General features: G+C 60.5%; 20 protein-coding genes. 7 read left to right on the top strand and 13 right to left on the bottom strand.

Annotated elements, in window-relative coordinates; genetic code table 11:
• Positions 1 to 1,212 carry a bifunctional glutamate N-acetyltransferase/amino-acid acetyltransferase ArgJ gene (gene argJ / locus BM131_RS09250; RefSeq protein WP_090188699.1) on the top strand — a complete coding sequence of 404 codons (1,212 nt, stop codon included), beginning with the start codon at positions 1 to 3 and terminating at the stop codon, positions 1,210 to 1,212.
• A complete protein-coding gene (mutT, locus tag BM131_RS09245) occupies positions 1,209 to 1,607 on the top strand; it encodes an 8-oxo-dGTP diphosphatase MutT (RefSeq protein ID WP_090188697.1) in 399 nt (132 codons plus the stop codon). Before argJ ends, mutT begins: the two co-directional genes overlap by 4 nt.
• A gap of 154 nt (positions 1,608 to 1,761) precedes the next feature.
• Here mutT and infB read toward each other — a convergent pair whose 3' ends face one another.
• The 5 genes from infB to pip form a co-directional block, all read right to left on the bottom strand.
• Positions 1,762 to 4,254: a translation initiation factor IF-2 gene (infB, locus tag BM131_RS09240; RefSeq protein WP_090188693.1), complete on the bottom strand. Its 2,493-nt coding sequence runs from the start codon at positions 4,252 to 4,254 to the stop codon at positions 1,762 to 1,764.
• A 4-nt stretch (positions 4,255 to 4,258) separates the two neighbouring features.
• Complete coding sequence (locus BM131_RS09235) at positions 4,259 to 4,885, bottom strand: RNA-binding protein (RefSeq protein WP_090188690.1); 627 nt, start codon at positions 4,883 to 4,885, stop codon at positions 4,259 to 4,261.
• Between the two features lie 19 nt (positions 4,886 to 4,904).
• The gene (nusA, locus tag BM131_RS09230) at positions 4,905 to 6,515 is read right to left on the bottom strand and encodes a transcription termination factor NusA (RefSeq protein WP_090188688.1); all 1,611 of its coding nucleotides are present in this window, start codon (positions 6,513 to 6,515) and stop codon (positions 4,905 to 4,907) included.
• Positions 6,515 to 7,114, bottom strand: a complete 600-nt coding sequence (gene rimP / locus BM131_RS09225; protein WP_090188685.1) for a ribosome maturation factor RimP — start codon at positions 7,112 to 7,114, stop codon at positions 6,515 to 6,517. The genes nusA and rimP overlap by 1 nt, the downstream gene beginning before the upstream one ends.
• Before the next feature lie 135 nt (positions 7,115 to 7,249).
• Positions 7,250 to 8,239: a prolyl aminopeptidase gene (pip, locus tag BM131_RS09220; protein ID WP_090188683.1), complete on the bottom strand. Its 990-nt coding sequence runs from the start codon at positions 8,237 to 8,239 to the stop codon at positions 7,250 to 7,252.
• 75 nt (positions 8,240 to 8,314) lie between these two features.
• Here pip and ubiG point away from each other — a divergent pair, with 75 nt between their 5' ends.
• Complete coding sequence (gene ubiG / locus BM131_RS09215) at positions 8,315 to 9,055, top strand: bifunctional 2-polyprenyl-6-hydroxyphenol methylase/3-demethylubiquinol 3-O-methyltransferase UbiG (RefSeq protein WP_245754193.1); 741 nt, start codon at positions 8,315 to 8,317, stop codon at positions 9,053 to 9,055.
• Positions 9,056 to 9,110: 55 nt separating this feature from the next.
• Here ubiG and BM131_RS09210 read toward each other — a convergent pair whose 3' ends face one another.
• The 4 genes from BM131_RS09210 to BM131_RS09195 are packed head-to-tail and all read right to left on the bottom strand — an operon-like array spanning position 9,111 to position 11,380.
• Positions 9,111 to 9,554 (bottom strand): MarR family winged helix-turn-helix transcriptional regulator, encoded by a 444-nt coding sequence (locus BM131_RS09210; protein WP_090188678.1) that lies wholly within the window; start codon positions 9,552 to 9,554, stop codon positions 9,111 to 9,113.
• Complete coding sequence (locus tag BM131_RS09205) at positions 9,551 to 10,384, bottom strand: carbon-nitrogen hydrolase family protein (RefSeq protein ID WP_090188676.1); 834 nt, start codon at positions 10,382 to 10,384, stop codon at positions 9,551 to 9,553. Before BM131_RS09205 ends, BM131_RS09210 begins: the two co-directional genes overlap by 4 nt.
• The gene (gene grxC / locus BM131_RS09200) at positions 10,381 to 10,638 is read right to left on the bottom strand and encodes a glutaredoxin 3 (RefSeq protein ID WP_090188673.1); all 258 of its coding nucleotides are present in this window, start codon (positions 10,636 to 10,638) and stop codon (positions 10,381 to 10,383) included. The genes BM131_RS09205 and grxC overlap by 4 nt, the downstream gene beginning before the upstream one ends.
• A 28-nt stretch (positions 10,639 to 10,666) precedes the next feature.
• Positions 10,667 to 11,380 carry a ComF family protein gene (locus tag BM131_RS09195; protein ID WP_090188671.1) on the bottom strand — a complete coding sequence of 238 codons (714 nt, stop codon included), beginning with the start codon at positions 11,378 to 11,380 and terminating at the stop codon, positions 10,667 to 10,669.
• 28 nt (positions 11,381 to 11,408) lie between these two features.
• Here BM131_RS09195 and BM131_RS09190 point away from each other — a divergent pair, with 28 nt between their 5' ends.
• From BM131_RS09190 to dalA, 4 genes are all read left to right on the top strand, one after another.
• Positions 11,409 to 12,221, top strand: a complete 813-nt coding sequence (locus tag BM131_RS09190) for an SAM-dependent methyltransferase (RefSeq protein ID WP_090188668.1) — start codon at positions 11,409 to 11,411, stop codon at positions 12,219 to 12,221.
• 57 nt (positions 12,222 to 12,278) lie between these two features.
• Positions 12,279 to 13,361, top strand: coding sequence for a ferrochelatase (hemH, locus tag BM131_RS09185; protein WP_090188665.1), 1,083 nt, complete (start codon positions 12,279 to 12,281; stop codon positions 13,359 to 13,361).
• A 184-nt stretch (positions 13,362 to 13,545) separates the two neighbouring features.
• Positions 13,546 to 14,706, top strand: a complete 1,161-nt coding sequence (locus BM131_RS09180) for an MFS transporter (RefSeq protein ID WP_090188662.1) — start codon at positions 13,546 to 13,548, stop codon at positions 14,704 to 14,706.
• Between the two features lie 112 nt (positions 14,707 to 14,818).
• Complete coding sequence (gene dalA, locus BM131_RS09175; protein ID WP_090188660.1) at positions 14,819 to 15,397, top strand: divisome-associated lipoprotein DalA; 579 nt, start codon at positions 14,819 to 14,821, stop codon at positions 15,395 to 15,397.
• Positions 15,398 to 15,409: 12 nt separating this feature from the next.
• Here dalA and BM131_RS09170 read toward each other — a convergent pair whose 3' ends face one another.
• From BM131_RS09170 to BM131_RS09155, 4 genes are all read right to left on the bottom strand, one after another.
• A complete protein-coding gene (locus BM131_RS09170; protein WP_090188657.1) occupies positions 15,410 to 15,916 on the bottom strand; it encodes a L,D-transpeptidase family protein in 507 nt (168 codons plus the stop codon).
• Between the two features lie 100 nt (positions 15,917 to 16,016).
• Positions 16,017 to 17,219, bottom strand: coding sequence for a class I SAM-dependent RNA methyltransferase (locus tag BM131_RS09165; protein WP_090188655.1), 1,203 nt, complete (start codon positions 17,217 to 17,219; stop codon positions 16,017 to 16,019).
• On the bottom strand, positions 17,216 to 19,045 hold the full coding sequence (locus BM131_RS09160) for an ABC transporter ATP-binding protein (protein ID WP_090188652.1): 1,830 nt from the start codon (positions 19,043 to 19,045) through the stop codon (positions 17,216 to 17,218). Before BM131_RS09160 ends, BM131_RS09165 begins: the two co-directional genes overlap by 4 nt.
• On the bottom strand, positions 19,042 to 20,874 hold the full coding sequence (locus tag BM131_RS09155; protein WP_090188649.1) for an ABC transporter ATP-binding protein: 1,833 nt from the start codon (positions 20,872 to 20,874) through the stop codon (positions 19,042 to 19,044). The genes BM131_RS09160 and BM131_RS09155 overlap by 4 nt, the downstream gene beginning before the upstream one ends.
• Positions 20,875 to 20,881 lie beyond the last annotated feature (7 nt).

The raw sequence follows: 20,881 nt of genomic DNA, 5'->3' as shown, positions 1-20,881 counted from the left end.
ATGCCATTATCCCCGCTTGCCCCCGCCGCCTTTCCTGACCTGCCCGTTATCGACGGCGTCACCTTCGCGGCGGCGCAAGCGGGGGTAAAATACAAAAACCGAACTGACGTGATGCTGGCGGTGCTCGCCCCCGGCAGCACTGTCACCGGCGTATTTACCCGCTCTGCCACGCGTTCCGCACCTGTGCTGGACTGCCAAGCAAAGCTGGGCCCTGACACGGGGCCTGCCGCAATCCTGGTGAACTCTGGCAATTCCAACGCCTTCACCGGCAAGGCAGGCCTCGAATCAGTCGCCGCCATTACGCAGGCCGTCGCCGCCGCTACGGGCATTGACGCCGCGCGCGTTTTCACCGCCTCGACCGGCGTGATCGGCGAACCCCTGCCCCACGACCGTATCGTTGCCAAAATCGACGACCTGAAAGCCGCCCAATCCGCGACCGCCATGACAGATGCCGCCCGCGCGATCATGACGACGGACACCTTTCCAAAAGGGTCCACGCAAACCGTCACAATCGATGGCAAGCCGGTCCAGATCGCGGGCATCGCTAAAGGCTCCGGCATGATCGCCCCCGATATGGCGACGATGCTGGTCTACATCTTCACCGACGCCCAGATCGCCTATCAGCCACTGCAAGACATGCTGGGGCGCCTGGCTGACAAGACCTTCAACAATATCACCGTCGACAGCGACACCTCGACCTCTGACAGCTTGATGCTTGCTGCGACGGGCACCTCTGGCGTCGATGTTACTGGCAACGCCTCTTTCGAAGACGCGCTGCACACCGTCATGCTCGACCTTGCGCACCAAGTCGTCCGCGACGGCGAGGGTGCGACCAAGTTCGTCACCATCGCTGTGACCGGCGCTGAAACCGATGCGGATGCCCGCCTTGTGGCAATGGCTACGGCCAACAGCCCGCTGGTGAAAACCGCAATTGCGGGTGAAGATCCCAATTGGGGCCGGATCGTCATGGCCGTCGGTAAATCCGGCGCTGCAGCAGATCGCGACAAGCTGACGATCAAACTTGGTGACATGGTGCTTGCGGAAAACGGCTGGCGTGCGCCAAGCTATTCCGAAGAAGCCGCGGCTGCCCATATGAAAGGCCAGAACATCGACATCAACGTCGACCTTGGCCTCGGGGATGGCGCAGCCACCGTTTGGACCTGCGATCTGACCCACGAATATATCACGATCAACGCCGACTACCGCTCGTGAAGGTTCTTCTCGTCTCTGCCGTCGCGCTGATCGACGTCGACGGGCGGGTTCTGCTGGCCCAACGCCCTGCTGGTAAATCACTGGCAGGGCTGTGGGAATTTCCGGGCGGCAAAGTCGATCCTGGCGAGACCCCAGAAATCGCCCTGATCCGCGAATTGCAAGAAGAGCTCGGGATCGACACTTGGGCCTCTTGCCTCGCGCCGCTGACCTTCGCCAGTCACACCTACGAGGATTTCCACCTACTCATGCCGCTTTACGCCTGCCGAAAATGGAACGGCACACCGCAGGGCCGCGAAGGCCAGACGCTCAAATGGGTCCGCGCGAACGACTTGGCGCAATACCCCATGCCGCCTGCAGACATCCCGCTGATCCCGATTCTGCGCGACTGGCTGTAGGACGCGCACGGCCCCCCTCGCTTTTTCCTAAATACTCAAATCCGGCGGCCGACCCAAATCACCTCCGCATCCCATTCATCTGGCCAACTAAACTCAAACAAAAAGGCCCGCCAGCATCGCTGACGGGCCTTTTCTCATTCTAAGTCTGCGTCCTTTACAGGTTACGCTCGACCGATTCGCGCTCAAAGATCTCGATGACATCGCCAGGGCGCATGTCTTCGTGGTTCTCAAACGCCATGCCGCATTCCTGACCCGACTGCACTTCGGACACTTCGTCCTTAAAGCGCTTCAGCGTCTTCAGCGTACCTTCGTGCATCACGACGTTGTCGCGCAGCAGACGGACGCCAGCGGAACGACGCGCCACACCTTCGGTGACCAGACAGCCCGCGACGTTACCAACGTTCGAGACCTTAAAGACCTCTTTGATGTTGGCATAGCCGATGAACTTTTCACGGATTTCATTCGACAGCAGACCAGAGGCCGCCGCTTTGATGTCGTCCACGAGGGCATAGATGACCGAGTAATAACGGATCTCTACGCCCTTCTGGTTGGCCACGTTCCGCGCCGTCGCATTGGCACGCACGTTGAAACCAATCACGGGTGCGCCTGACGCTTCTGCCAGACCGATATCCGATTCCGTGATCGCGCCAACACCAGAGTGCAGCACGCGGACGCGGACTTCGTCGTTGCCGATTTTTTCCATCGCTTGCACGATCGCCTCGGCAGAACCCTGCACGTCGGCTTTCACGATGATTGGCAGCTCGGACACGCTCTGGTTGGCTTTGGCGTTTGCCATCAGCTGTTCCAGCGTCGTCGCAGCACCGATGGCGGCGCGCTTATCTTTCGCGGCCTTCATCCGGTAATCAGCGATTTCACGCGCTTGCGCTTCGGTGTCGACCACGTTCAGAACGTCGCCGGCTTCCGGTGTGCCGTTCAGACCCAACACTTCAACTGGCACGGACGGGCCGGCCTCTTTGACGCGGTCACCCTTGTCATCGATCAGCGCACGGACCTTGCCCCACTGTTCGCCAACGACAAAGATGTCGCCCTGACGCAGCGTGCCGTTTTGCACCAGAACTGTCGCAACGGGGCCGCGGCCCACGTCGAGTTGCGCCTCGATCACGGCACCCATGGCGGCGCGGTCGGGGTTGGCTTTCAGTTCCAGAATTTCGGCCTGCAGCGCAATGGCTTCCAGCAGTTTGTCCAGACCAGCACCCGTCGCAGCCGAAACTTCGACGTCCTGCACATCACCGGACATCTTCTCGACGATGACCTCGTGCTGCAGCAGATCGGTCCGCACCTTGTCAGGATTGGCCGACGGCTTGTCCATCTTGTTGATGGCCACGATCATTGGGACCTTAGCGGCCTTAGCGTGGTTAATCGCCTCGATCGTCTGAGGCATCACGGCGTCATCTGCCGCAACAACCAGCACAACGATGTCAGTGACATGTGCACCGCGCGAACGCATTGACGTGAACGCAGCGTGACCCGGCGTGTCAAGGAACGACAGAACCGATCCGTTGTCCGTCGTCACCTGATAGGCACCGATGTGCTGCGTGATGCCGCCTGCTTCGCCAGCCACAACCCGTGTCTTACGGATCGCATCCAGAAGCGATGTTTTACCGTGGTCAACGTGGCCCATGATCGTGATGATCGGCGCACGCGGTTTAAGGTCAGACGCTTTATCTTCAGCTTGTTCGATGACCTGCTCGACGTCGGAATCGGACACGCGGACAACTTTGTGGCCAAATTCTTCGATCAGCAGTTCAGCTGTATCAGCGTCGATGGTTTCGGTCTGCGTGACCATCATACCCATCTTCATCAGTTCCTTGACGACATCAGATGTCCGTTCGGCCATCCGGTTCGCCAATTCGCCGACGGTGATCGCCTCTGGCAGCTGCACATCGCGCACGATCTTCTCGCGCTCGACCTGACCGCCCATCGCCTTTTGGCGGGCGCGGTCTTGCTTACGCTTCATCTGCGCCATGGAACGCTGGCGGCCACCTTCGCGGCCCGTCAACGCGTCGTTCAGCGTCAGCTTGCCACCGCGGCGGCCATCGCCTTCGCGGGCGGGCTTGGCTTTGGTGGTGTCGCGTGTCTGTGCCTCGCGGTCACGTTCGGTCGCCTTGCGCGGTGCGCTGGACGTCGGACGGTCGACCTCGGTCTGGCCCGGAGGCGCAGCAACCTGCGCCGCAGGTGCGTTCTTGGCTGCTTCAGCAGCGCGACGCTTTTCTTCTTCTTCCTCGGCTTTCGCCTTGGCACGCTCTTCGCGGATGCGATCTTCGGCTTCTTTAGCCTCGATCTCAGCGCGGCGGCGCTCGCGCTCTTCAGCACGCTCTTTTTCTTCAGCTTCGCGCTTAGCCGCTTCTTCGACTTCACGCGACTTGGCTAGCGCCAGCGCTTTCATCCGGCGGGCAAGTTCCACATCGGAAATGCCTGCGGGCCGCTTGGACGGGTCACCGCCAGCGGGCAGGCCAGCGGCCACACCAGTTTTGGGCGCAGGAGTGCCCGGCTTAGGCACCACAACGCGCTTACGCTTGGTTTCCACAACAACGTTCTTCGTGCGACCGTGGCTGAAGCTTTGCTTCACGTTGCTCGGACGCGACCCGCCAAGGCCCAATGGTTTCTTGCCGTCAGTATCGCTCATCTAGCTATGTATCCTTCCCGACAGCCATATTGCTGTCGTCAATCTCGCGGAGTCCGCGCAGTCTTGCGGCTTCCTCTACAACACGGTCACTGAGTCCGCCAGTCGCGAGCGCGCCATGTATCACACTTTGCCGCCCGAAAGCCAAACCCAATTCAGCTGCGGTCAAACAGCTGTAATATCTTGCCCCTTCGGGCGTCCAGAGTTTGGCCTTGCCACGCTCTGATCCGTCACCGGCTTGCAGCAGGACGCGCACGTTTTCGCCCCCGGCCAACCAGCCTTTTACCTTTTCGAACCCGCAAACCGCGAGCCCCGCCTTGCGGGCCATCGCAATCAAATCCAGTGTGCGCCGGACCAGTTGGCGTTCGACTTCTTCCGTTAATCCATCCGGGACTTGAACCTGCGCTTTTGCAGATCGGCTGAACTGGCCCTTCTTGGCCTTGTCCAGCGCGTCGCGGGTGGATGCAACATATATACCACGTCCGGGCAACTTGCCCAAGATGTCAAGCACAACATGATTGTCGGGCCCGACAACAAAGCGGATCAACCCCATCTTCGGTTGCGTTTCGCCGGTGACAATGCACCGACGCTCCGGTCCGTCATCCAGGTTCTTTTTCAATCCACCACGGGTCATAGGGTTAAGTCAGAGGCGCTTACGCCTCTGCCTCCTCTTCCATATCGGTGTCATCTTCATCGGAAACAAGGTCCGCCGGATCAACCCAGCCCAGCATAACGCGGGCGGTCATCACCAGATTCTGTGCTTCTTCCAGGCTGACCTCGAATTTTTCCAACACGCCTTCGTCTTTGTGGCGCTGTCCGTCAACAACAGTCCAGCCGCCAGCCAGTTCCCAGTCTGCGCAAGTTGCGAAGTCTTCAAGCGTTTTCACGCCGTCTTCCGCAAGGGCTTCGACCATTTGCGGGGTCAGACCTTCGAAGTTAACTAGCGAATCCTCGACACCCAGCTCGCGGGCGTGATCAAGGGCCTTTTTGCTTTGCGCTTCCAGATAATCGCGGGCACGGGCCTGCAATTCGCCGGCAGTGCTTTCGTCAACACCTTCGATGACCAGCAGCTCCTCGGCTTCAACGTAGGCGACTTCTTCAAGGTTGGTGAACCCTTCGGACACCAGCAGCTGAGCAAAGAATTCGTCCAGATCCAGCGTATCCATGAACAGCTTCGTGCGCAGTTCGAATTCGGCCTGACGACGCTTGGACTCTTCTTCTTCGGTCAGGATGTCGATATCCAGACCAGTCAGCTGGGATGCCAGACGCACGTTCTGACCACGGCGGCCGATGGCCAGCGACAGCTGCTCTTCGGGGACGACGACTTCGATCTTACCGGCTTCTTCATCCAGAACGACCTTGCTGACTTCAGCAGGCTGCAGCGCGTTCACAAGGAACGTTGGCATGTCTTCGTTCCACGGGATGATGTCGATCTTCTCGCCCTGCAGCTCGTTCACGACAGCCTGCACGCGGGAACCACGCATACCAACGCAGGCACCGACGGGGTCGATGCTGGAGTCGTATGAAATGACGGCGATCTTGGCGCGCGAGCCGGGGTCACGGGCGACGGCCTTGATCTCAATGATGCCCTCATAGATTTCAGGCACTTCCATCTTAAACAGCTCTGCCATGAATTCCGGCGCAGTCCGCGACAGGAAAATCTGTGGCCCGCGCTGTTCGCGGCGCACGTCCTTGATGTAGCAACGGATGCGGTCGTTGGGGCGATAAGCTTCGCGGCCGATCTTTTCGTTGCGGCGCAGGATGGCTTCGCCCGAACCCACGTCGACGATGACGTTGCCGTACTCTTCGCGCTTGACCAGCGCGTTGATGATCGTGCCAGCACGATCTTTGAAGTCTTCGTATTGCTTGTCACGCTCGGCTTCGCGGACCTTTTGCAAGATAACTTGCTTGGCCGACTGCGCAGCGATCCGGCCCAATTCAACCGGTGGGACTTCTTCGACCAGCGTATCGCCGATCTTAGCGTCCTTGATCCAATCCTTCGCTGTTTCCAGCGTAAACTGCGACTGATAATTCTCGTAGTCGTCTTCTGCGACGACGGTCCGGACGCGGGTAAAGGTCGCACGACCGGTCTTGCGGTCAATGCTGACACGGATGTCCATTTCAGCGCCGTAACGCGACTTGGCAGCCCGGGCGAGCGATTCTTCCATCGCCTCGACCACCAGGCCGGGTTCGATGTTCTTCTCGCGGGCAACCGCCTCGGCGGTTTGCAGCAGCTCTAGCTGGTTTGCAGACGTAATGGCCATCAGGTGTTCTCCTCATCCCCATCAATGATGGTTTCAATCTCGTCGAATTGGGCCTCGTCGATCTGGCCCGCGTCTTTACGTCCGCGCAATACGTTGCGGATCAAATCATCTGTCAGCACCAGCTTTGCATCCGACAACCAGTCGAATTTCAGGCCGATGGTGACCTCATCCTTGCCGTGATCGCCGGCCGGAATGGTAATCAGAACTTCGTCGCCCTCAACGCCAGCCAGCTCGCCCTTAAAGCGGCGGCGACCGTCGATCAGCTGATCGGTTTCGATCTTGGCCTCAAAGCCCTGCCACTGGTCGAAATCTTTCAGACGGGTCAGCGGACGGTCGATGCCGGGGCTGCTGACCTCTAGCGTATATTCATCAAGGATCGGGTCTTCGACGTCCAGCACAGCACCAACGGCGGTGCTGATCTGGCCGCAATCATCAACCTCGATCGTGCCGTCGGCCTTTTGGGCCATAATCTGAAGCGTCGATTCCTTGCCAGTCATCAGACGGATGCGCACGACCTCGAACCCCATGTCCTCGATGACAGGGGTGATGATCTCTGCGATCCGGCGGTCGATGGCCGCTTTGGCAATCAAGTCGTTCATGGATATCTCCAAGCACAAAAAAACGGGCGCGCGGCCCGTTGCGAATTCCGGTTGGGCGCTGGGGGTGGAGGCCAGCACGCCGCTGTTGAAAAATCATTTAGACTAAAACGCCGCCCGCCGCAAGGGCGGCGTCTATCACAGCCTGAGCCGCGTCTTGTCGGCAGCAAACCCATCCATCGCGCGCACCAGCTCAGCGCTGATGCCGGGCTCTGACAGCGCATGCCCAGCGCGCCCAACAAAGGTCAGTTTTGCCAGCGGCCACTGCTGCGCCAAGGTATAGGCCGACAGCGGCGGACAGATCATATCGTAACGCCCCTGCACGATAACGCCGGGAATATTGGCCAGACGGTCCGTGCGCGCAAGGATCTGGTGGTCGCTGTCTAGCCAGCCACTGTGTTGAAAATAGTGGTTTTCCAGCCGAGCAAAGGCGCGGGCATAATCCGCTGGGCTTTCCCCCGTCACCCCGTCGCTGTCAATCGCGGCCAGCGCATTTTCCCACTGCGCCCAAGCGCGGGCATACTTCGTTTCGGTCATCATATCGCCGGAAAACAGGCGCTTGTGATAGGCCTCAATCAGATTGCCGCGTTCGTCCTCTGGCACAAGCTGGACAAAGCGCTGCCACAGGTCAGGCCAAAACCGCCCCGCGCCGCCACCATAGAACCAATCAAGCTCGCCCTGCGTCATCAAGAACACACCGCGCAGCGCCAAAGCGGCCACGTTTTCTGGATGGGTCTGCGCATAGATCAGCGCGAGCGTCGCCCCCCAGCTACCGCCGAACACAATCCAGCGATCAATGCCAAGCGTGACCCGGATCAGTTCGATATCGGCGACAAGGTGCCACGTCGTATTGGCCACGACGCTGGCATGAGGGCGCGATCGCCCGCAACCACGCTGATCAAACAGCACGATGCGATACTTAGCCGGGTCAAAATACCGCCGCATCGCAGGGCTACACCCGCCGCCCGGACCGCCATGCAACACGACAACGGGAATACCCACAGGGTTGCCGCACTGCTCCACATAAACTTTATGTCCATCGCCCACGTCCACAATGCGCTGATCGAACGGATCAAGCGGCGGGTATAAATACGCGACTGCGCTCTTTTGGCTTGGGACGTTTTCCATAGATCACCTATATAGGGCAGTAACGGGCACAACCACGGCTCGTTGCAGATGCCACTTGCAAAGCCGGAGGTCAAAATGACCACAAACACCATCGACGATCAAGAAGTCGCCAAATTCGAAGCCATGGCCGAAGAATGGTGGGATGAGACCGGTAAGTTCAAGCCCCTGCATATGATGAATCCGGTCCGTTTGGATTATATCACGCGGCAGATCGCTGCTGAATACAACCGCGACCTTGGCGCGGACAAACCTTTTGCCGGGCTGCGAATCCTCGATATCGGGTGCGGCGGCGGCTTGCTGTGCGAACCGATGGCGCGCCTTGGCGCTGATGTCGTTGGCGTCGACGCCGCCCCGCGCAACATTCCGGTGGCGCAAATCCACGCCGAACAATCCGGCCTGACCATCGACTACCGCCATGGCACTGCCGAGGCGATGGCCGCAGCCGGCGAGCAATTCGACGTTGTCCTGAATATGGAAGTCGTCGAACACGTCGCCGACCCCCTTGGCTTTTTGACCGCTTGCCAGCAGCTGTTGAAACCCGGCGGCTTGCACCTGTGCTCGACGATCAATCGCAATCCAAAATCGTTTGCGATGGCGATTGTAGGGGCAGAATGGGTCATGCGTTGGCTGCCCAAAGGCACCCACGACTGGAACAAGTTCATCACCCCGGACGAGCTGTTCGATCTGCTGAAAAACGCTGGCCTGACACCCGTCGACCGCACCGGCTATGTCTTCAACTTCCTGGCCTTCACATGGTCCACGTCGCCAGACGATCTGTCGGTAAATTACGTCACTGCCGCAACAAAACCGGCCTAACACTACGCCGCCCTCCTCGCTTTTTTCTCAATACTCCCGCCGAAGGCACCGGCCGTCAGGCCGGGTCCGCTAGTTTCGCCCGCAATTCACGCAGCACCGGCAGGGTCGCACGCACGCGATCCTCGCCGACCTTGGCCACCACATCGGCCACCAGCGGGCTGATCGCTGCAATCGCAGCGTCCCGGGCTGACAGGCCCGCCGGGCTGATCGATACCAGCTTGCGCCGCGCGTCATCCCAATCCGGACGGACATGCACCCATCCGGCCCATTCCAGCTTGCTCAGCGTATTGGTGATCGCCCCGCGCGTCAGGTGAAACGTCTGCGCCAGCTGGGCTGGCGTACGTTCTGCCCCGATATGGGCCAAATGGTTCAACACCGAAAAATGCGACAGCTCCATCCCCTTGGGTAGAACCCGTGCCATACTGGCCCGCGCCAATTGGTCGACCGCCAGTAATTCGCTGAACAGTGTCACGGCAAGGTGTTGGATCTGATCGGTCATTGTGGGTCCAGATAAGGTCGATCGTGGCGCAGTGAAGGCACACGGCCCCGCGACTGTGACACCAAAGCCAAATCCAGATCAACCATAGTGACGCCGGGTTCTGTCCCCGCATCCGCTAGAACCGTGCCCCAAGGGTCAACGGCCAAACTGTGTCCGTAAGTCTGACGCTGCCGCCCAGATCCCGCAGCATGCGTCCCTGTCTGCGCGGCAGCCAGCACAAAGCATCCCGTTTCGATCGCGCGGGCGCGCAACAATGTGTGCCAATGCGCCGCCCCCGTGACAGGCGAAAACGCCGAAGGCACCAGCAGAATATCCGCCCCGGCCTGCGCCAGATCCCGGTGCAATTGCGCAAAGCGCAGATCGTAACAGATGCTAAGGCCCAGCGCCGCGTCCGGCATCCGCGCCAGTACAGCGCGGTCCCCGGGGCGATAGCCGGCAGATTCGCGATAGCTTTCGGTATCCGACACCGTCACATCAAACATGTGGATTTTGTCATAGCGTGCGACAATCGCGCCGTCCGGTCCGATCAGGAAACTGCGGTTGGCAAATCGCCCGTCCGCATCGCCCGTCTTGACCGCTAGTGATCCAACGGACAGCCAGACACCCAACCGCGCGGCCTCAGCGCATAAGGCGGAGAGCGTGATATCGTCCTGCTCTAACTGCAAGATGTCCTGCTGCCGCGCACGGTCTTGCGACACGCAATTCGTCACCTCTGGCGTGCAGATCAGCGTCGCGCCCTGCGCAGCAGCTTCAGCAACATATCGCAGGGTTTTGATCAGATTGACGGCGGGATCATCCCCCGCCGTCATCTGGATCAGCGCCGCCTTCATGCGGCCAGCATCGCGTCCAGCTTGCCCGCGCTTTCCAGCGCAAACAGATCGTCACAGCCACCAACATGCGTCTTGCCAATAAAGATTTGCGGCACGGTGCGACCACCATTGCTGCGCTGGATCATCTCAGCTTTTTTGTCGGGGATTTGCGACAGGGATACTTCGGAAAACTTCACGCCCTTGGACGTCAGAAGCCGCTTGGCGGCATGGCAGTATCCACAGGTCGACTTTGTGTAAATCTCAACGTTTTTCATCAGCAGGCTCCTTGGCTTGGATGCTTACTTAAGTGTCCTTCACCACCCGCGCCAGTGCAAGGATACAGACACGCTGTGCGCCAGCGGCCTGTAACGATTCCGTGGCGGCAGCGAAGGTGGCACCTGACGTCATCACATCATCCACCAACAGCACATCACGTCCCGCAATCAGATGTGCCCGCGCCGGATGATGCGCAATTGCCCCCGCCAGCGCGGCAAAACGCGCATCGCGCCCGACCGTTTCCATCTTGGTCGTCCGCTTCACCCGGCGCAACGCGTCCGGCACATGCGGCGCACCCAGCCCCCGGGCCACCAGCCGCGACAGCAACGCCGCCTGATTATACCGCCGAGAGATCAGCCGCGTCCAATGCAGCGGCACCGGCACGACAACCATATCAGGACGGATAATCTGCCGCCCCGCATGCAGCATCCATTTCGCCGCAGGCACTGCCAGATCGGTGCGGTCGCCATGCTTCAGGTTCAACACCATGCGCCGCCCGATCCCTTCATAAACCAGCGCTGCCCGTCCCTGATCCCATGGTCGCGGGATCGTCATGCAGTCATCGCAATGCACGGGTCCAGCCCCCTGCCCCATCAGCGGCGTGCCGCAGGCGTCACATATCAACCCGTGAATGAACTGCGTATCGCGCCAACATGCGCCGCAAAGCCCGTGATCCTCGGCCGTTTGCGTGTCGCAAGCGACGCACTGCGACGGATAGATTGCCCTGATGACACTTTGCATTCGCCCGCATTCCCCCTAGATCAGCCAGATGCAGACCCTGACCGACACCCTTGCCCTGTCCCGCAACCGCGCCCGCGCAACAGAAATGTTCCTGCGCGAACGTGTTGCCGATGACGTTCAGGAAAGACTGGAAGAGGTTAACAGGTCATTTACATCCCCCTTGATCGTGACGCCGACACCGGCGCTTTGGTCACAAATCGTGCCAGACGCGCCGACCATTCCGGTGACCGAAACGCTACCTGTGTCCGAAGCCGCGCACGATCTACTGATCCACGACCTATCCTTGCACTGGGCGAACGACCTTGTCGGGCAACTCGTCCAATCCCGCCGCGCGCTGGCCCCTGACGGATTGTTCATTGGCACGCTGTTCGGCGGTCAAACCCTGCACCAGCTTCGGACCTGTCTGGCAGAGGCAGAGTCCCGCCTAACCGGGGGATTGTCCCCGCGCATTGCCCCGATGGGCGAAATTCGCGACCTTGGCGGCCTGCTACAACGCGCGGGCTTTGCCCTGCCGGTGGCGGATAGCGACACGATCAACGTCAGCTACACCGACGCCTTCGCCCTTATGCGTGACCTACGCGCCATGGGAGAGGCGAACGCTCTGCACGCCCGCCTGCGCCGCCCGACACGGCCCCGCGTCCTGCTTGATGCGGCGAAAATATACGCCCAACATTTCGCAGATCCGGATGGCCGTATCACAGCCACGTTCGAGGTCGTCACCCTGACCGGCTGGGCCCCCGCCGCAAGCCAACCGCAGCCCCTGCGACCTGGCTCTGCCACGGCGCGACTGGCTGACGCATTGGGAACCGCCGAAACGCCGCTTAAAACAGACCAAAATTGACCCCGCGATAACTCCCTTGATCTAAGCATCGATTGCGGGACCAAAAGGAAAGCCAGTATGTTCGACAAAACACCCCCCGAACGGCCAGCCACCTGCCCCGTGCACGCGGCCCCCGATCACCCGGCGATCAAACCTGCGCGCGTCGGCGTGCTTGTTGCGAACCTTGGCACGCCAGATGGCTATGATTACTGGTCCATGCGTCGGTATCTGTCAGAATTCCTGTCTGACAAACGCGTCGTCGATTACTCCGCTTGGCTTTGGCAGCCGCTACTGCAACTGGTCATCCTGTCTAAGCGGCCCTTTGCCTCGGGCGCGAACTACAAATCCATCTGGAACGAGGCAGAGAACGAATCCCCCCTGCTGACGATTACGAAAAAGCAGACCGCCGCGATCCGCGCCAAAATGGTCGCGCAATATGGCGACGACGTCCGCGTCGATTTTTGCATGCGCTATGGCAACCCCTCGACCCCGTCCAAAGTGCGCGAGATGGTCGAAGCAGGGTGCACCAAGATCCTCTTTTTCCCGCTTTACCCGCATTACGCTGGCGCAACTTCGGCCACGGCTAACGACAAATTCTTTCAAGCGTTGATGAAGGAAAAGCGCCAGCCAATCGCCCGCGTCGTCGCCCCCTATTTCGAAGATCCCGCCTATATCGAGGCGCTGGCCCAATCCATCGAACGCGCCTACGCAAGCGCCGAACAGCGCCCTGAAGTGCTGATCTGCTCTTACCACGGCATGCCCGAACGCTACTTGAAAGAGGGCGATCCGTATCACTGCGAGTGCCAGAAAACGACGCGCCTGCTGCGCGAACGCCTTGGCTGGGACAAAACTGAAATTCGCACCACCTTCCAGTCCGTCTTCGGCCCCGAAGAATGGCTCAAGCCCTACACGGTCAAAGAAGTCGCCCGCTTGGCAGAGGAAGAAGGCATCAAACGCATCGCCGTATGCGCCCCTGCCTTCAGCGCCGATTGCATCGAAACGCTCGAAGAGATTAACGAAGAGATCAAAGAAAGCTTCGAAGAGGCCGGCGGCGAACACTTCACCTATATTCCCTGCCTCAACGACGACCCTGCCCACATTGACGCACTTTGCGGCGTGATCGATCAGAACCTGCAGGGCTGGTTGAAAACGGCGGACTAAGCATCCGGGTAAACCTAACACGGTTGCCCCCGCCGGGGCCCAAAACGCTCCGGCGGGATCCCCTTCATCTGGCGAAATAAACTCTCGCCGAAGGCTGTAGCGCGAAGCGCTGCATCCGGTCCCCGTTGGCCCGCACAGATAACCGTGATTAAGTGCGCCGGATTTAATGCCGAAAGCACCCCTCATGTCGATCTCCGCTCGCCTTGCCCCGCATCAGCGCGTCTTTGCTGCCTTTGCGATCTATAGTTTTGCATTGGGCAACCTTTTCCCGCGCCTGCCGGACATCAAACGCGCGATGGGCATCGAAGAAGGTGCCCTGGGGTTGGCCCTGATCGGCACATCGACGGGCACCCTGATCGCCCTGACATTGGCTGCGCCAGTCATTGCGCGTCTTGGGCATCGGCAAGCGCTGTTCATCCTTCTGCCGCTGATGTCGCTGTGCTTCGCCATTGCAGTCCATGCGACCGGACCGCTGGCGCTGTATTTCTTGCTGATCCCCGCCGGGCTAACGATGGGCGCGACAGAGGTGATCGTGAACGTCGAAGCGGACCGCGTCGAAGCCGCCTTAGGCCGCCGCATCATGAACCGCGCCCACGCCTTTTGGAGCTTTGGTTTCTTCGCCGCCGGTCTGTTCGGCGCCGCAATGGCCCAGTTTGGTGTGCCGCCGACGCTGCACATGGCGCTTGTGTTGCCAATCATTTTCCTAGGGGTACGCGTGCTTCTGGCCGACTTTCAGCCAGCCCCAAAACGCGGCACCGAAACAGCCGATGCCGGACCGGCGATTGCACGGCCGACCAAAGGCATCATGGTACTGGTCGGCGTATCTCTGTCGGCGATGCTGCTAGAAGGTGCCAGCATCGACTGGTCGGCCATCTATATGCGGTCCGTGTTTGACGCCCTGCCGTTTCTGGGCGGCCTCGCCGTCGCCACGACCGCGCTGTCGCAGGCGATCACACGCTACTTTTCAGACCGCATTGTTGACCGCCACGCCCCGGACCGGGTCGCGCGGGCGATGCAGGTTGCCATGGCGCTTGGTGTCCTTGTCGTGTTCTTCGCTCCGTCTGCGCTGGTCGCTCTGCTTGGCTTTGCGCTGATCGGTGCCGGAACTGCCGCAATCTTTCCGCTGGCGATGTCGGCGGCTGCCCAGCGCAGCGATCGATCTGCCGCGCTGAATGTCGCCGCGCTGGCGCAGTTTTCCTTTGTCATCTTCTTGCTAGGGCCGCCGTTGCTTGGCTTTGTCGCCGAACACGCGGGTCTGCGCTGGACCTTTGGCCTTGGCCTGCCGCTTGTGGCCGTCAGCTTTGTTCTGTCAGGCGCGCTAGGGTCAAAACCAGCGCGCGCCTGATGTGGCATGTAATCTATGCCCCTGCGGGAAAGCGCGACCTCACTGATGTGGCATTTGAAGTGGTTGCCTGTCTTCGGTAAGAGAGCGCAACGGCCAGCAAAAGGGTGCCAAAATGCTACGACGTCAGATGATCTTTGGGGTGATGGCCCTTGGCCTTGCTGCATGTAGCGGCGCGCCCAAGGGTCGGATCGGCCCTGATGGCCTGCCTTTGCCGCAAGTCTACCGCATTGGCCCGGACGACACCGATGATATCCAGTTCCGCATGTTGGATAGCGTCAACACCTTGCGCGCCGCCGCTGGCGTGCCTGCGGTCGAACTGGACCCACAACTGAATGCCGCTGACGCGACCCATGCGCGCGATATGTCGATCCAGAACCGGCCTTGGCTGTTCGGCTCTGACGGATCGTCACCGCTGGAACGCGCGCAACGCGTCGGCTTTCAAGGCCGCGTGCTGGGTGAGAATATCTCTGAGTCCTACGAGACAGAGCTTGAAACCCTTGCCGCTTGGATGAAGCAGGCAGATACGCGCCGCGTTGTGCTGGACCCGGCTGCACGCAAGATGGGCCTGTCGTGGTTTCAAGAACCCGCTGGCAAAATCTGGTGGGTGATGACCATGGGCACGGGCCCTGTGGTGCAGGCACCGACCTTTACGGCCGATACCTTTGCGTCCCTGCCGCCGATGACCCAATAGGGTCTCGCCACCTTAGGGATAGATAAAGATCGGCGTGCCGTCTTTGACCATGGCGTAGATCTCTTCGATCTCGTCATTGCTGACGGCGATACAGCCCCAGGTCCAGTCGTCCTGACCAATATAATTGGTCGGGGTGCCGTGGATAAAGATATCGCCGCCCGGGCGTTTGCCCATAGCTTCGGCCCGCGCGATATCGTCCGAATTCGGATAGGAAATGCCTAGCGACAGGTGAAAACGGCTGTTCGCGTTGCGCCGATCAATGCGGTACGCGCCTTCGGGCGTACGGCCGTCATTCTGGATTTGCTTGTGCCCGTCGGGCGCAAATCCCATTTCCATTTTGTAGTCTTTCAGCATGCGATTACCGCTGAGCAGCTGTAATCGACGCTGCTTTTTGAACACCTGCACCCGCGTCACAGGTGGCCCATCATAGCGGCGAAACTTGCTGACTGCAGGCTTTCCGCAAGCCGTCAGCAAAGCGCCCATGGCCGTGGCCATCATTAAACGTCGGTTCAAAATCATAACATGCCCGCTATCTGTCCAATGGTCGATCTTGGTCGACCTTCCCTATTGGCTACACCAGCACCCACCCAGCGGCCAAGCGCTAAGACAACCGCGCCGGTCACGCCCGCGTGAGCGACGCAATCATCTCGACATGGGGGGACCAGCGGAACTGATCGACGACTTGAACCCAGTTTAAGGTAAAGCCTGCCTCGACCAGCGCCGCGACGTCCCGGCCAAAGGTGACCGGGTTGCACGACACCATTGCCACGGTCTTGATCGTGCTCACGCTGATTGTTGCCACCTGCGCCGCAGCGCCTGCGCGCGGCGGGTCGATAACAGCCGCGTCAAAGCGGTTCAGCTCGTCTGGCTCTAGCGGGCGGCGGAACAGATCACGTGTGATACCAGTCAGGCGCTTGACGCCTTTGGCGCTGCGCCAGCCGCGATCCATAGCCGCGATCATCGCCGCTTCGCCTTCGACCGCCGTCACCTCTGCCGTGCGGGTCAGCGGAAGCGAGAACGTGCCGCAACCTGCAAACAGGTCCACCACGCGGGAGGCGTTGCCGACGATGTCCATCACACCGCTGCGCAGCGTCGCTTCGCCGTCTTCGGTCGCTTGCAAGAACGCGCCCGGCGGCGGCGTCACGGTTGCGGGGCCAAAGACCTGCACAGGATCGCGCAGTGTGACGACGGTTTCATCCACCCAAGTCAGACGGGACAGCTTATGCTGCTGGGCAAAGCCCGCCAATTCGATGCGCAGCTGATCGGTCAAACGCTGGTCGGTCTGCACCAGCACGTCCAGCCCAGCGGCGCTATCGGTGACGGTCAGCGCGACTTCGCCCCGGCGGGACGCAGAGATGACGGTCAGCGCCTCTAGCATCGGGATTCCAGCCAGCATGCCCGGCGTAACCAACTGGCAATCTGGCACAGCGACCAACACATCAGATGCGCGGGCGTGAAAGCCCACCATCGCGCCGGACTTCGTGCGCCGCCCCGAAAACTTTGCACGCCGCCGCGATTGCGCAGGCGATGTGTGCATAGGGCGGAATTCAGGCTCTAGCCCATGCGCGAGCAGGGCACGCGCCACGACAGTTTGCTTCCACTCCGCCACGAAATCATCCGCCGCGTGCTGCAAGGCGCAGCCGCCGCAGGTCTTGAAGTGGCGGCAGGGTGCCGCGACACGTTGCGCTGACGGCGTCAGGATTTGCGGGGTTCCGTCGGGGCGCAATGCCACCTCTTCACCGGGCAAAGTGCGCGGCACAAGTGTGCCGTCATTGGCGCGGCCAGCGCCCAGATGGGTCAGACTTTCGATAATCAGGCTCACGCGTCGTCCTCTACGCTGATGAAGCCCCCCGATTGCCTGTTCCAGTACCGCGCGTAAAGCCCTTCTTGCGCCAAGAGGTCATCATGATCGCCTTGTTCGACGATCCGACCCCCATCCAGCACAATAATGCGGTCCATTTGGCGCAAAGTGGACAGGCGGTGCGCGATGGCGATCACGGTCTTGCCTTCCATTACGGCGTCCAGCGCGTCCTGAATGCTTGCCTCAACCTCGGAATCCAGCGCGCTGGTGGCCTCGTCCAAGATCAGGATCGGCGCGTCTTTGAGGATCGCGCGGGCAATGGCGATGCGCTGCCGCTGACCGCCGGACAGTTTCACACCCCGCTCGCCCAGATGCGCGTCATAGCCTTTGCGCCCGGCGTGGTCGCGAATGTTGGCGATAAACTCCTCGGCCTCTGCCCGTGCGGCGGCGGCCTTGATTTGATCATCCGTCGCATCCGGGGCACCGTAGCGGATATTGTCCCGAGCTGATCGGTTAAACATCGCCGTTTCCTGCGTGACCATTCCGATCTTGCGCCGCAAACTTTCCTGCCCCACCTGGCGCAGGTCCTGCCCGTCGATGGAAACGCTACCCTTTTCGGGATCATAAAGTCGCAGCAGCAAGGCCACGAGCGTTGATTTCCCCGCGCCAGACCCGCCGACGATCCCCAGCTTTTCGCCACTGGCGATATGCAGCGTCACATCGCGCAAGCCGCCCGTGCCGCCGCCATACGTAAAGGTCACGTTATCCAGCGCGATGCGCCCAGCGCTAAGATCCAGATCAACGGCGTCAGCCGCGTCTGGCAGCGCGTGGGGTTTGGACAGCGTTTTAACAGCGTCCTCGACCTCTCCGACATTCGAATACATGCCCATCAGGGTAAAACTGACCCAGCCCGTCATCTGCGCCAGCCGCAGACCGATCGTGCCAGCGACAGCGATATCACCCGCCGATGCCGCGCCCTGCTGCCACAGGTAAAGCGTGATCCCGACCAGCAGAACGGGCAGCACGCCCGCCAGCGTCATCAGCCAAAAGCGGAAGCCCGCAGACACCCAGCCGAAGCCGAGAGAATCCAAACGAAACTTCTCCATTGCGTCAGTGGCGGCGCGGTCCTCGTGATCAGCATGGGCGAACAGCTTAACGGTTTTGATGTTCGTGATCGTGTCGACGACTTGCCCCGTCACCATCGCCCGCGATCCGGCGCGCAGCTTTGACGTTTCGCGGATGCGGGGCATGAAGGCGCGGATCAGACCGATGTACGCAAGCATCCAGATCGCCAGCACGACGGCAGACCAGATATCGATATCGGTCAGCAAGATGATCGAGCCCACGACCGACGCCAGCGCGTAAAACACGGTGTTGATCGTATCGACGCCCAGATCCGTCGTTGCCCGCGCCGCCTGCATCTGTTTCTGGCTTATGCGCCCGGCAAAGTCGTTGTCAAAGAACGTCACTGCCTGCCCCAGCGTGTGGCGGTGCAGCCGCGACAGCACCAAATTATAGACGGCGGGTGCCACCACGACAGATTGCATCATCCCCGACAGGCCCAGCACAAGCGGCCGGAACACGACAAAGAACAGCGCGACGCCAATCAGCAGCCACGCGTTTTCACCGAAATATGTCGTGCTATCGCTGGCCAGCGCCGAGTCGATGACACGGCCAAGAATCAATGCAGCCAAGACTTCGAGCACGCCAGCAATCGTGCTAACGACTGCCCCAGCGCCCATCGCGCCAAAGCTGCCGCGCAGGGCCCAGCGCAAAAAGGCGATCAAAGTGCTGGGCGGCGGACCTGCGGCGCGGGAAAAGGGGTCGATCCAGTCTGCGAATTTCATGTGTCGTCCCCTAAAAATCCACCCGATTGCCGCGCCCAGAACCGGGCATAACGACCATTCAGCGCAAGCAACTCGTCATGGGTACCGTCCTCGATGATGCGTCCGTCGTCCATGACGACGATCCGGTCCATCCGGGCGATGGTGGACAGACGGTGCGCGATGGCGATCACGGTTTTACCCTGCATCAGCGTCTCTAACGTGTCCTGGATTGCGGCCTCTACTTCCGAATCCAGCGCACTTGTCGCTTCGTCCAGCAGCAAGATTGGCGCGTCTTTCAGGATCACCCGCGCCAGCGCGACACGTTGACGCTGACCACCCGACAGCTTTACCCCGCGTTCACCGACGCGCACATCATAACCGCTGCGGCCTTCGGCGTCGGCCAGCACCTTGATGAAATCATGCGCCTGCGCTTGGCGGGCTGCGGCGATCATCGCAGCGTCGCTTGCGGTTGGGGCACCATATAGAATGTTTTCCCGCACAGACCGATGCAGCAGGGCACTATCTTGCTGCACCATGCCGATAGCCTGCCGAAGCGACCCTTGGGTCACGCCAGCGATGTCCTGACCGTCGACGCAGATCGTGCCACCCTCGGCATCGTAAAACCGCAAAAGCAGCTTAATTAGGGTCGATTTACCTGCGCCGGAGGCACCGACAAGGCCCACTTTTTGGCCTGCTGGAATGGACAGGCTGATCTGGTCCAAGCCGCCTTTCGCTTTGCCATAGTGGTGCGACAGCGCGGTCACCTCTATCTGGCCAGATGTGACCTGCAGGGGCACAGCGCCGGGCGCATCGGTGAGCGTGACAGGCTGGCCAATCGTCTCTAGCCCCTCGGCCACCACGCCAAGTTCCTGAAACAACTGGCTGACGGCCCACATGATCCAGCCGCTCATGCCATTCAAGCGCAGCACCAGCGCCGCGGCAGAGGCGACAACGCCAACGCTCGCCAGCCCGCCCAGCCAAAGCGATAACGCCCAACCGACAACGCCGACCACCAGCACGCCGTTCAGAAAGACCAGCGCAAGGTCCATGATCGTATAAAGCCGCATTTCGCGCATCAACGTCGTGCGCGAAACCTCTATCGCGCCCTTCGCATAGGTCAGTTCGGCGTCGTGGTGGGCGAACATCTTCACCGCGTGAATATTGGTGTAGCCATCAACAATCCGCCCCGTAACAACACTGCGTGCGTCAGAAGAGGCCTGCGAGGCGGGCTTGATCCGCCGGATCACCCAGCGCAGCAAAAACAGATAGGGAATGAACCACGCCAGCAACGGCAATACGAGCCGCAGGTCCGCGTCTGCAAGCAGGATGAAGGCACCGATCAGATAGGCGGCGGCGAATGCGACAGCCTCGAAGAACTGGTTCATCACCGATGCGACGGCATTTGGCGTCTGCATCACACGGTTGGCGATCCGTCCGGCAAAGTCGTTTTCGAACCAGCCGATAGACTGGCGCATGATTTGCCGATGCGCGCGCCAACGGCCAAGGGCGGTCAGGTTCGGCATAATCGACTGATTAAGTAGCGCCGTATGGGCGGTCTGGATCACGGGCCGCAGGGTCAGAAAGAACACCGCCATCGCGATCAGCTCTACCCCGTGATCCGCCCAAAAAATGCTGGGGTCTTTATCCAGCAGATCGACAAGGCGACCAAGGTAGCCGATCAACGCGACCTCTATGAACGCCACAATCGTTGATAGGCCCGCCGTCACTGCAAAAATGCGATGAAACGGCCGGGTGTAGTCCCACAGGAACGGCGCAAGCCGCGTGGGCGGTGTGTCGGTCTCCTCATACGGCGTATAGGGATCGACAAGGCGTTCGAAATAACCAAACACGACAAGG

This window comes from Loktanella salsilacus, from assembly GCF_900114485.1.
GTDB lineage: Bacteria > Pseudomonadota > Alphaproteobacteria > Rhodobacterales > Rhodobacteraceae > Loktanella > Loktanella salsilacus.
Note: the sequence above shows the minus strand (reverse complement) of the source record. Positions and strands in the feature narration are given on the sequence as shown.

Bases quoted from the DNA above. Each gene is read 5' to 3' on its own strand.
- argJ (WP_090188699.1), top strand. From the start codon at position 1: ATGCCATTATCCCCGCTTGCCCCCGCCGCCTTTCCTGACCTGCCCGTT.
- infB (WP_090188693.1), bottom strand. From the start codon at position 4,254: ATGAGCGATACTGACGGCAAGAAACCATTGGGCCTTGGCGGGTCGCGT.
- BM131_RS09235 (WP_090188690.1), bottom strand. From the start codon at position 4,885: ATGACCCGTGGTGGATTGAAAAAGAACCTGGATGACGGACCGGAGCGT.
- nusA (WP_090188688.1), bottom strand. From the start codon at position 6,515: ATGGCCATTACGTCTGCAAACCAGCTAGAGCTGCTGCAAACCGCCGAG.
- rimP (WP_090188685.1), bottom strand. From the start codon at position 7,114: ATGAACGACTTGATTGCCAAAGCGGCCATCGACCGCCGGATCGCAGAG.
- pip (WP_090188683.1), bottom strand. From the start codon at position 8,239: ATGGAAAACGTCCCAAGCCAAAAGAGCGCAGTCGCGTATTTATACCCG.
- ubiG (WP_245754193.1), top strand. From the start codon at position 8,315: ATGACCACAAACACCATCGACGATCAAGAAGTCGCCAAATTCGAAGCC.
- BM131_RS09210 (WP_090188678.1), bottom strand. From the start codon at position 9,554: ATGACCGATCAGATCCAACACCTTGCCGTGACACTGTTCAGCGAATTA.
- BM131_RS09205 (WP_090188676.1), bottom strand. From the start codon at position 10,384: ATGAAGGCGGCGCTGATCCAGATGACGGCGGGGGATGATCCCGCCGTC.
- grxC (WP_090188673.1), bottom strand. From the start codon at position 10,638: ATGAAAAACGTTGAGATTTACACAAAGTCGACCTGTGGATACTGCCAT.
- BM131_RS09195 (WP_090188671.1), bottom strand. From the start codon at position 11,380: ATGCAAAGTGTCATCAGGGCAATCTATCCGTCGCAGTGCGTCGCTTGC.
- BM131_RS09190 (WP_090188668.1), top strand. From the start codon at position 11,409: ATGCAGACCCTGACCGACACCCTTGCCCTGTCCCGCAACCGCGCCCGC.
- hemH (WP_090188665.1), top strand. From the start codon at position 12,279: ATGTTCGACAAAACACCCCCCGAACGGCCAGCCACCTGCCCCGTGCAC.
- BM131_RS09180 (WP_090188662.1), top strand. From the start codon at position 13,546: ATGTCGATCTCCGCTCGCCTTGCCCCGCATCAGCGCGTCTTTGCTGCC.
- dalA (WP_090188660.1), top strand. From the start codon at position 14,819: ATGCTACGACGTCAGATGATCTTTGGGGTGATGGCCCTTGGCCTTGCT.
- BM131_RS09170 (WP_090188657.1), bottom strand. From the start codon at position 15,916: ATGATTTTGAACCGACGTTTAATGATGGCCACGGCCATGGGCGCTTTG.
- BM131_RS09160 (WP_090188652.1), bottom strand. From the start codon at position 19,045: ATGAAATTCGCAGACTGGATCGACCCCTTTTCCCGCGCCGCAGGTCCG.